This is a genomic window from Stenotrophomonas sp. GD03654 (assembly GCF_029845105.1).
Classification (GTDB): Bacteria; Pseudomonadota; Gammaproteobacteria; order Xanthomonadales; family Xanthomonadaceae; genus Stenotrophomonas; species Stenotrophomonas africana.
The window spans coordinates 1-8,190 of record NZ_JAOCLC010000116.1 but is presented as its reverse complement, the minus strand read 5'-3'; the positions used below and the strand labels follow the sequence as shown (position 1 = coordinate 8,190).

Below are 8,190 nucleotides of genomic sequence, written 5' to 3'. Positions count from 1 at the left end.
GGACCCACCCCGCCGTCGACAGCTTCCCGCTGCTGTTGGTAGGTGCCGACCTTGGTCGACACATCGCTGTTGGTAGGTGCCGACCTTGGTCGACACGCACGGAAACACGAAGGGGCCAGATCCCTTTCCCGGCGGGAAAGGTCTCTGACCCCATCTGTGTGTTGCTTGAGCCTGTTACCAGTTCGGGTCTTCGGCCGGGGCGGCAGCAGGCTTGGGCTTCGGCTTGGCGGCCGGCCGGGCGGCGGCAGGAGCGGCCGAGGCAGTTGCACCTGCGGCAGCAGCAGCTGGCTTGCTGCCCAGCTTCTGGCGCAGTTCGATCTGGCCCGGACGGAAGCCGCCGCGCATCGCGTCGACGCCGTCTTCGATGGTGCCGTACGAGGTCTGTGCGGCCACGCGGTCGATGCGGATGGTGCAGCACGGGTGTTCGCTGCGGCCCAGCGAGCGGCCGGTCTGCGGGTCCTTCAGTTCTTCGCCCAGGCGCACGGCCTGCCAGCGCTGGCCGGCCTGCACGGTGTCACCGCCCTGGCTCAGCACGACCTGGTCACCATCCACAGAAACCACCGACACCGGGAACAGGGTGGTGACGATGGTGGTGCCGATCTGGCCAGACAGCGATTCCATCATCGCCGCGGCCATGTTGCGGCCGTTGACCACGCGCGGCAGGGTGCTGGGGCCGGTCGAGGCCAACTGGTGGTCGAAGCTGTCGGACATCACCACCTGGCCGGTGGTGGCGTTGATCAGGCGCAGGGTGATGCGGCCGCCACCGGAGTACGAGGTCACCTGGCGGTCGGACATGCGCAGGTTGCGCACGCTGCGCGGGTATTCGAAGCGTTCGATGGTCGGGATCAGGATCAGGTCGGTCGCCAGCTGCTGGCCCACGCGTGCGGTGTCCTGCAGGCGCACGTTGCCGCTGTTGATGTGGTCGATCTCGGCCTGCAGTTCGTCGCCGAACTCACGATCCAGCACGATGAAGCGCTGGGTCTGGGTCAGCGTGTCGGACAGGCGCGCGCGGATCGCATCGGCCACTTCATCGGCGTCCACGCGGCCGTCGCCCACGGCGTAGCTGCCAGCCTTGGTGCGCGGCAGGGCCACCACGATCTTCGGCTTGCCCTGCTCGTCCGGTGCGCGGTACTGGGCGATCTGTGCGCGCACCCGCACCTTCCAGTAGCTGCGCATGCTGCGATGGGTCACATCGGAATCGAACGAGCTGGCGCCACGCTTGGCATCGACATTGACCTTCTCGTCGTAGCTTTGCTTGACGCTGGCCGAGGCCGAACCACTCTTGGCCGAGGCTTCGCCAGATGCACTGGCCGACGCCGAGCCCTTGAAGCTCCAGCCTTCGTCGCTGGCGCGCACACGGGCGATGGTTTCCTCGTCCAGCTGCCGCACTTCATCCTGCGACAGGATTTCATAGCCCAGCACCGCGCCCTGCGAGCCGGCGATCATCTGCTGGGTGAACGCGTCGGCGCGGATATCGCCGACGTGTTCGTCATCCACATCCACATGCAGGCCTGCTCGCAGGCTCTGCATCTGGCTGGCCACGCGTACGCCGTTGACCTGCGCCACCGCCGACTGCAATGCCGCCAGCACCGCCAGTTCCGGGGTGCTGCCGATGCCGTCGGCTTCGCGCGCGACCTGGGTGGTGCCGCCGAAATCCGGCGTGCCACGCAGGGGCGCTGCTTCCACTGGCGCATTGCTGGCCAGTGCACTGGTTGCCTTGTCCTTGGCGGGTGCGGGCGCTTCGGCCGGGGTGTCCTGCTTGCCGCACGCTGCAAGCAGCGCGGCAGCCAGGCCCAGGCCGATCAAACGGTAGGTCATACGCATGGAGATTCGCCTCGGATCAGAGCTTGTCGAGCATCGAATCGGCGTTGGACGGCACCTTCACCTTGCTCTTCTTGGCAAAGGTCACGGCCGACTTGGTCGAGCCGTACAGGCCCTGGATGAAGCCCGGCGATTCCTTGGCCACCCATGCACCGGCGGCCAGCTTGCGGCCGACGGTGGCCAGCTGGGTCGCGCCCAGGTTCTTCATGCCGGCGGTGAAGTTACTGGCTTCGCCGCCCAGCTTCTGCGCTTCGGCGGCCGAGGACAGCAGCGAGACCAGGCCTTCGGCGTAGTGCTGCTTGGATTCAGCGTTCAGTTCCGGCTGTGCGGCCTGGCGCTCGTTGATCGCCGCCTGCGCAGCTTCGCTGACCGACACCGACTTCTTCATTGCATCGACGCTGACCGAACCCGACGACAGCGCCTGGCGCTCGGCTTCCAGCAGCTGCACCTGCTCGGCCAGGCCGAAGGCGCGGGCGAACGAGGTCTGGGCCTGCAGCGAGTGCGACTGCGAGGTAACGAAACGACGCACCAGCGCTTCCTGCGCGGCTTCGTCCGGGGCGGCGGCGCTGGAGGCGCTGCTGGAGGTGCCGGTGGCGGCACCGGCCAGGTCCTTCAGCTTGCCCAGGCCAGCGTGGGCGGGCATCGACAGGGTGGCGGCAGCGATGGCCACGACAAGAGCGGTATTGCGGATCATGTGAGTGTCCTTTGGGAGTGACGGCCGCGAAGCGGCACGTGGGAAATCGGTAACCCCAGGGCGATGCCAAGCGAGCTCGGCACCCACCTGGGTGGCGGATCAGCGGACCGCTTTGACGTTCAGTTCGTTGATCATCTGCTGCGCGGCCTTTTCAGCCGCCAGCTGCAGCGCGTTGGTACGGGCGACGGTTTCATTCGGGCCGGTACCGGAGAACTGCACCGGGCCCACCGACGACACGGTGCGCGGGAAACGACCGGTCACATCCAGCACCTTGCCGGTGACCGTGACGAACACGCGGGTGTTGCCACTGGCCGGGTCACGGTCGCGCATGCCGACGTCGAGGGTGCCGACAGCGATGTACGGAATGTTGGCCGCACGGATGCCGTTGGCGGTATCACGCAGGGTGGCCGGGGCCAGGTCGTTGCCGGTGCTGAAGTCCTTGCGGATGCGCTCGATGCTGAGCAGGCCGCGCGACTCGCCTTCCACGTATTCGGCTTCAACCACTTCGTAGCCGGCGGCGCTGAAGGCACCGGTCATTGCGGTGTTCACTTCGGCCGCGTTGGCCACCTTCCAGCTGATGTTGTCGCTGCGCTGGGTGGTGCTGCCGCCGCTGGTGACCGACATCGACGCATTCTGGTTGATGCTGCCGTTGGTGCTGACCGAGTTGCCACGGAAGCTGTCGCCTTCACGGGTGTTCTCGTTGTAGCTGGAGCTGACGTCGGTGCGGCGGTATTCCTTGTCCTGGAACGACTGCACGGTGTCCTGCGAGCGCGCCATGAACAGGAAGGTCAGCAGCGAGCGCTGGGCGGCGGTGGCCCCGGCCACGGCCGAGCCGGCATCCAGCTTGGTCTGCAGCAGGGTTGTGTTGATCTCGGCGCGGACGGTGACGGTGTAGGTCTTGGCCTTCTTGTCTTCGGTGTCCGACAGCTGCACGGCACTGAGCACGTAGCGGTCGATCTCGCCGATGAACTCGGCGCGACGCGCTTCGAACAGGCGCAGCTTGGCCGCACCGGTTTCGGCGATGTACGCCTCCAGTGCATTGACCTTGGCCTTGTTCAGGGCCTGGGCACGGGTGTCGGCACTCAGGCGCAGGCCGTAGCTGGCCGAGCCGGTACCGCGCGAACTGGCGGTCTGTGCAGCGACCGGCGAGGCCACCACCAGGGCGATGAGGATGAGCAGGATGGTACGCATCAACGACATGACTTGATCAACTCCTGAAGGGCTTGGGTCTGCTGCTGCAACGGGCGGCCGCCCGGCTTCTGTTCGTCCAGCCAGCCGCGCGAATCGGCGCGCTTGGCGGCAGCGCCGGCGAAGGCGTCGAAGCCGGCCAGCAGGGTTTCGTAGCTGGCCGACCACTGGTCAACCTGCCACTGCGTGACCGGCACCACCTTGGTGGCCCCCTTGCGCAGCGGCTGTTCGAAATAGACCTTGCCGGAGAACGGCTCGGTCACCTTGGCGGTGAAGAACGCGCCGAACAGCATCGTCTTCATAGCCGGGGTTTCTTCGATCACGCCGTTCTTCAACGCATCCACCTGCAGGTTGATGACGTAGTCCGGCTCGGGGATCTTCAGCTGGTAGACCTTGCCGTCGGCAAAGCGCGCCGCCATCGCACCACCGATCGCCTGGCCCGAGGCGGGCGGCAGCAGGCCGACCCCGGTGTTGGACGACAGCGTCTTGGACAGTTCATGGGCCAGCGTGGCGCGCAACGGCGCTTCCCACTTCGGGTCTGGCAGCTTGGCGCGGACCGCATCGGACAGGGTCACGCCACCCACCTGCAGGCGGCGCACCGCCGCGTCGGGCAGCTTGGCCTGGGCGAGGCTGGCCGCGAGGACCTGCGACAGGCTGGTCGCAGCGTTGCCGTACAGCAGATCGGCGACGATCGCGTCGATATCGTCGTTGTCCGGCCGGTAATCCTGCACGTCGATGCGCTGCAGGGTCAACGGATAGGACGCGATCACCTGACGCTCGCGGAAGTCGAAGAACAGCGCCTGCAGCGCCACTTCCACCAGCACCTTGTACTGGTCACCGATCGGCTCGACCGAGACCAGTTCGCGGTCCAGTGCTGCGGCCAGCACGGTGGCACTGGTGGTGCCGTCGAGCATCGCCACCGGCTGGTCGATCAGTTCCAGGTTGGCCGGCGGGCGACGCTTGAGCCCCTGCGCCAGGGTCTGGTTGAGCGGGATCAAGCCACGCTTTTCCAGCACGGCATGCGCATGCGGCGTGGTCGCCTGCACGGCAGCGGCATCAGCGGTATAGGCAAAACCGGCCCAATAGGCCTGCTGTGATTTGTCTGCCGCCTGCACGGCCATCGGCCATACGGCCAGGCACAGGGCACAGGGCACAGGCAAGCAGGCGCGCAAAAGCGCGCGATGCGCTCTTCGTCCTTGAATACATCCAACCGCTCCTCGGTCATTACGCACGGAAAGCGGACGCTCATGCGCCCACTGGGCGCGAAACATAACGGCTCGCGGGCCTGCCGACAAGTGCTGCCTTCGTCGAGGTCACTCCGCGGGGGGCAGACCGGCCCTTTGCCGCAGCAGGCCGCGCTCTGCCTGGTTCTGGCTGAGTTGGGCAGCTTCCGCAAAAGCGTGACGTGCATCCTGCTCCCGCCCCAGCTGCTGTAGTAGTTCACCGCGCACCACCTGCAACGGCGCGTAGTCACGCAGGCGCGTATCGTCCAGCAACGGCTGCAGCTGCGCCCAGGCCGCGAAGGCACCGTCGCTTCGCAGTATCGCCACCACGCGGTTCAATGCGACAACTGGCGAGGGCTGCACCTGCAGCAGCTGCGTATAGAGTGCTGCGATGCGCGGCCAGTCGGTATCCTCAGGGCGACGCGCCGCTGCATGGCACGCTGCGATGCGCGCCTGCAGTACATAGGGATCATCAGCACCACCGGCGGCCAGCGCGCGCGCCAGCACCTGCTGTCCGCGTTCAATCTGCAGCCAGTCCCAGCGCGCGCGGTTCTGCTGGTCCAGCAGCACCGGCACGCCCTGCGCATCGGTCCGTGCTGCGGCACGCGAGGCCTGCAGCTCCATCAGCGCCAGCAGGCCCAGCACCGGCGGCACCGGCAGCCGGTGCGCCAGGATGCGTGCAAGCCGAAGTGCCTCCTCGCACAGTGCCGGTCGCATCCAGTCATCGCCGGCACTGGCCGCGTAGCCCTCGTTGAACACCAGGTAGATCGCCTCCAGCACCGACGCCAGCCGCTCGGGCATCGCGTCAGCACGCGGGACCTCGTAGGGCACCTGCTTCTGCGCCAAGGTGCGCTTGGCGCGCACGATGCGCTGGGCGATGGTCGGCTCGGGCTGCAGGAAGCCACGGGCGATCTCGGTCGTGGTCAGGCCACCGAGCAGGCGCAGGGTCAGTGCCACCCGTGCGTCGGCTGGCAGCACCGGATGGCAGGCCACGAACATCAGCCGCAGCAGATCGTCACCCAGGTCATCCTCCAGCGCCTGGCTGTCATCGGGTGCCGGCAGCGCCGCTGGATGCAGTTCCTCGCCCCACTGCGCATGCTGCTGCGCCACCCGCTGGTGCTGGCGCAGCACATCAATGGCACGGTTGCGCGCAGTGGTCATCAGCCAGGCTCCGGGGTTGTCTGGGATGCCCTGCTCCGGCCAGCGCTCCAGCGCGGCCAGCCAGGTGTCCTGGGCCAGCTCCTCGGCACGGCTGACATCGCCCCCGAGCAGCCGCGCCAGGCGCGCGATCAACACCGGCGACTCCATCCGCCAGAGGGTTTCCAGTCGCTGCGTCAGTGCGGGATCGAGCATGCGCCGATCACAGCACGCACGTCCGGCCCGCACAAGCGCCACAGCTCACGCTTCAACAATCGGCTTGAAGCCGCCCCAGAACATGCGCTGGGTATCGAACGGCATGTCCTTCGGTCCCAGCGACGCCAGCCGTGGGTCGGCCATCACCCGGGCGTTGACGCGGTCGCGCGCCGCGCGCGAGCGAAATACCACGAAGGCGACGATTACCGTTTCACCGGGCTTGGCCTTGACCGCCCGCGGAAACGACGTGCGCTTTCCCGGTTCCACATCGTCGGCCACGCACTCCATGTACTGCAGCGCGCCATGGTCCTTCCACACCGCACCGGCCTTGCGGGCAAGGCGGCGGTAGGCCGCCACCTTGTCCTGCGGGCACGGCAGCACGTAAGCATCCACGTAAGCCATGAGGGTTCTCCCTTGCGGCGGCCGTCAGCCCGGCCCGCCGTCCATGTGTGCGATTTCCCAGAGATGGCCATCCAGGTCCTGGAAGCCGCGCTGGTACATGAAGCCCAGGTCGCGCGCCGGCTGCGGTTCGCTGGCGCCGGCGGCCAGTGCCTTGTCCACCAACTCGTCAACTGCCTTGCGACTGGGTGCCGAGAGCGCATTGATCACTTCCGTGTGGGTGTGCGCATCGGCAATCGGCTTGTTGGTGAACTGCTGGAAAAAAGGTTGGGTCAGCAGCATCACGTAGATGCTATCGCTGATGACCATGCCAGCCGCATCGTCATTGGTGTAGGTTGGATTGAAGCTGTATCCCAACGCGGTGAAGAACGCCTTCGACTTCTCCAGATCCTGCACGGGCAGGTTGACGAAGATCATCTGCGGTTGCGGTGCACTCATCGGTGAAGCTCCTTGTGGCTGAAGAAAAGAGGAATCAGGGCTGCTTCATGCAGTTGACCATCCACGGCTTGCCGTAGCGGTCGATCAGCATGCCCCAGCGGTGCGCCCAGAACGTTTCGGCGATCGGCATCTGCACCTGGCCGCCTTCGGCCAGCGCCGCGAACACGCGCTCGGCTTCCTCGATGCTGTCGACGTCGACATTGATGGTGGTCGAACCACCCTCGCCACCGCCGGGACCGTCGGCCGCCATCACGATGGCGCTGCCGATTTCCAGCTGGCTGTGCGCGACGTGGTCCAGGGTTTCCGGCGGCATCTCGTTGCAGCCCGGCGAGCCATCGGAGGGCGGCATGTCGCGGTATTTCATTTCCGAGGTGACCTGGCCACCGAGTGCCTTGGCATAGAACGCCATCGCCTCATGGGCCTGGCCGCTGAAGCCGAGGAAGGGAATCAGTCTCATGGCAATACTCCGTTGTGCGTTTCAGGGCAGTAGTGCCGGGTCGTGCCCGGCAGGGAGATGAATCGGGTCAACCTTCCAGCTGTGCACGCAGACGCTGTTCCTGCTGCTGTAATTCGGGGGTGAAGGCCTCACCGAAGTCTTCGGCGGAGATCAGCGGGCGAAGTTCCAGCGTGCCGCCACTGTTGAACGGCGCACGGCTGGCCCATTCAACGGCCTCGTCCAGCGAGCGCACGTCCCACAGCCAGAAGCCAGCGATCTGGTCGCCGGCGGGGCCGAACGGACCGGCCTCGACCTTGGGCGCGCCGCTGCCGAAGTGAATGCGGCGTCCGCGCTGGGTGGCGTGCAGGCCTTCACCGGCGAGCATGATGCCGGCGGCCACCAGTTGTTCGTTGAAGGCGCCCATTTCGGACAACTCCTGTTCGCTGGGCATGCGGCCGGCTTCGGAGTCGGCGTTGGCCTTCACGATCACCATCACTTTCATTGCGGTCTCCCGTGGGGACGCGTGGTGCGTGCCCTTCACTGGGTACAACGAACCAGGGTCATCGGAATCGACACGTTTCCGGAAATTTTTTTTCTGCGTGGAAGGCACGCCTTCGGCGGGAGTCGGCGAACGGCGG

The 8,190-nt window shown here is 66.5% G+C and carries 8 protein-coding genes and 1 pseudogene; all 9 read right to left on the bottom strand.

The annotated features are described in order from the left end of the window. Positions 1-174 precede the first annotated feature (174 nt). The 9 genes and pseudogenes from N5J73_RS23460 to N5J73_RS23420 all read right to left on the bottom strand — a co-directional run bounded on the left by N5J73_RS23460 (position 175) and on the right by N5J73_RS23420 (position 8,054). Positions 175-1,824, bottom strand: coding sequence for a CsgG/HfaB family protein (locus N5J73_RS23460; protein ID WP_049443868.1), 1,650 nt, complete (start codon positions 1,822-1,824; stop codon positions 175-177). 16 nt (positions 1,825-1,840) lie between these two features. Continuing rightward, positions 1,841-2,515, bottom strand: a complete 675-nt coding sequence (locus N5J73_RS23455; RefSeq protein WP_049443870.1) for a hypothetical protein — start codon at positions 2,513-2,515, stop codon at positions 1,841-1,843. 99 nt (positions 2,516-2,614) lie between these two features. Then, positions 2,615-3,715: a hypothetical protein gene (locus N5J73_RS23450; protein ID WP_049443871.1), complete on the bottom strand. Its 1,101-nt coding sequence runs from the start codon at positions 3,713-3,715 to the stop codon at positions 2,615-2,617. Further along, positions 3,706-4,909 (bottom strand): annotated as a pseudogene (locus N5J73_RS23445) (hypothetical protein). Before N5J73_RS23445 ends, N5J73_RS23450 begins: the two are co-directional and overlap by 10 nt. Before the next feature lie 107 nt (positions 4,910-5,016). Then, positions 5,017-6,279: a sigma-70 family RNA polymerase sigma factor gene (locus N5J73_RS23440; protein WP_049443875.1), complete on the bottom strand. Its 1,263-nt coding sequence runs from the start codon at positions 6,277-6,279 to the stop codon at positions 5,017-5,019. A 45-nt stretch (positions 6,280-6,324) separates the two neighbouring features. After that, positions 6,325-6,681: a DUF1428 domain-containing protein gene (locus N5J73_RS23435; RefSeq protein WP_049443877.1), complete on the bottom strand. Its 357-nt coding sequence runs from the start codon at positions 6,679-6,681 to the stop codon at positions 6,325-6,327. A 24-nt stretch (positions 6,682-6,705) separates the two neighbouring features. Next, positions 6,706-7,116, bottom strand: a complete 411-nt coding sequence (locus N5J73_RS23430; RefSeq protein ID WP_049443880.1) for a VOC family protein — start codon at positions 7,114-7,116, stop codon at positions 6,706-6,708. A 34-nt stretch (positions 7,117-7,150) separates the two neighbouring features. Next, positions 7,151-7,573, bottom strand: a complete 423-nt coding sequence (locus N5J73_RS23425) for a VOC family protein (RefSeq protein ID WP_005415090.1) — start codon at positions 7,571-7,573, stop codon at positions 7,151-7,153. Positions 7,574-7,640: 67 nt separating this feature from the next. Beyond that, a complete protein-coding gene (locus N5J73_RS23420; protein WP_049443882.1) occupies positions 7,641-8,054 on the bottom strand; it encodes a YciI family protein in 414 nt (137 codons plus the stop codon). Positions 8,055-8,190: the final 136 nt, after the last annotated feature.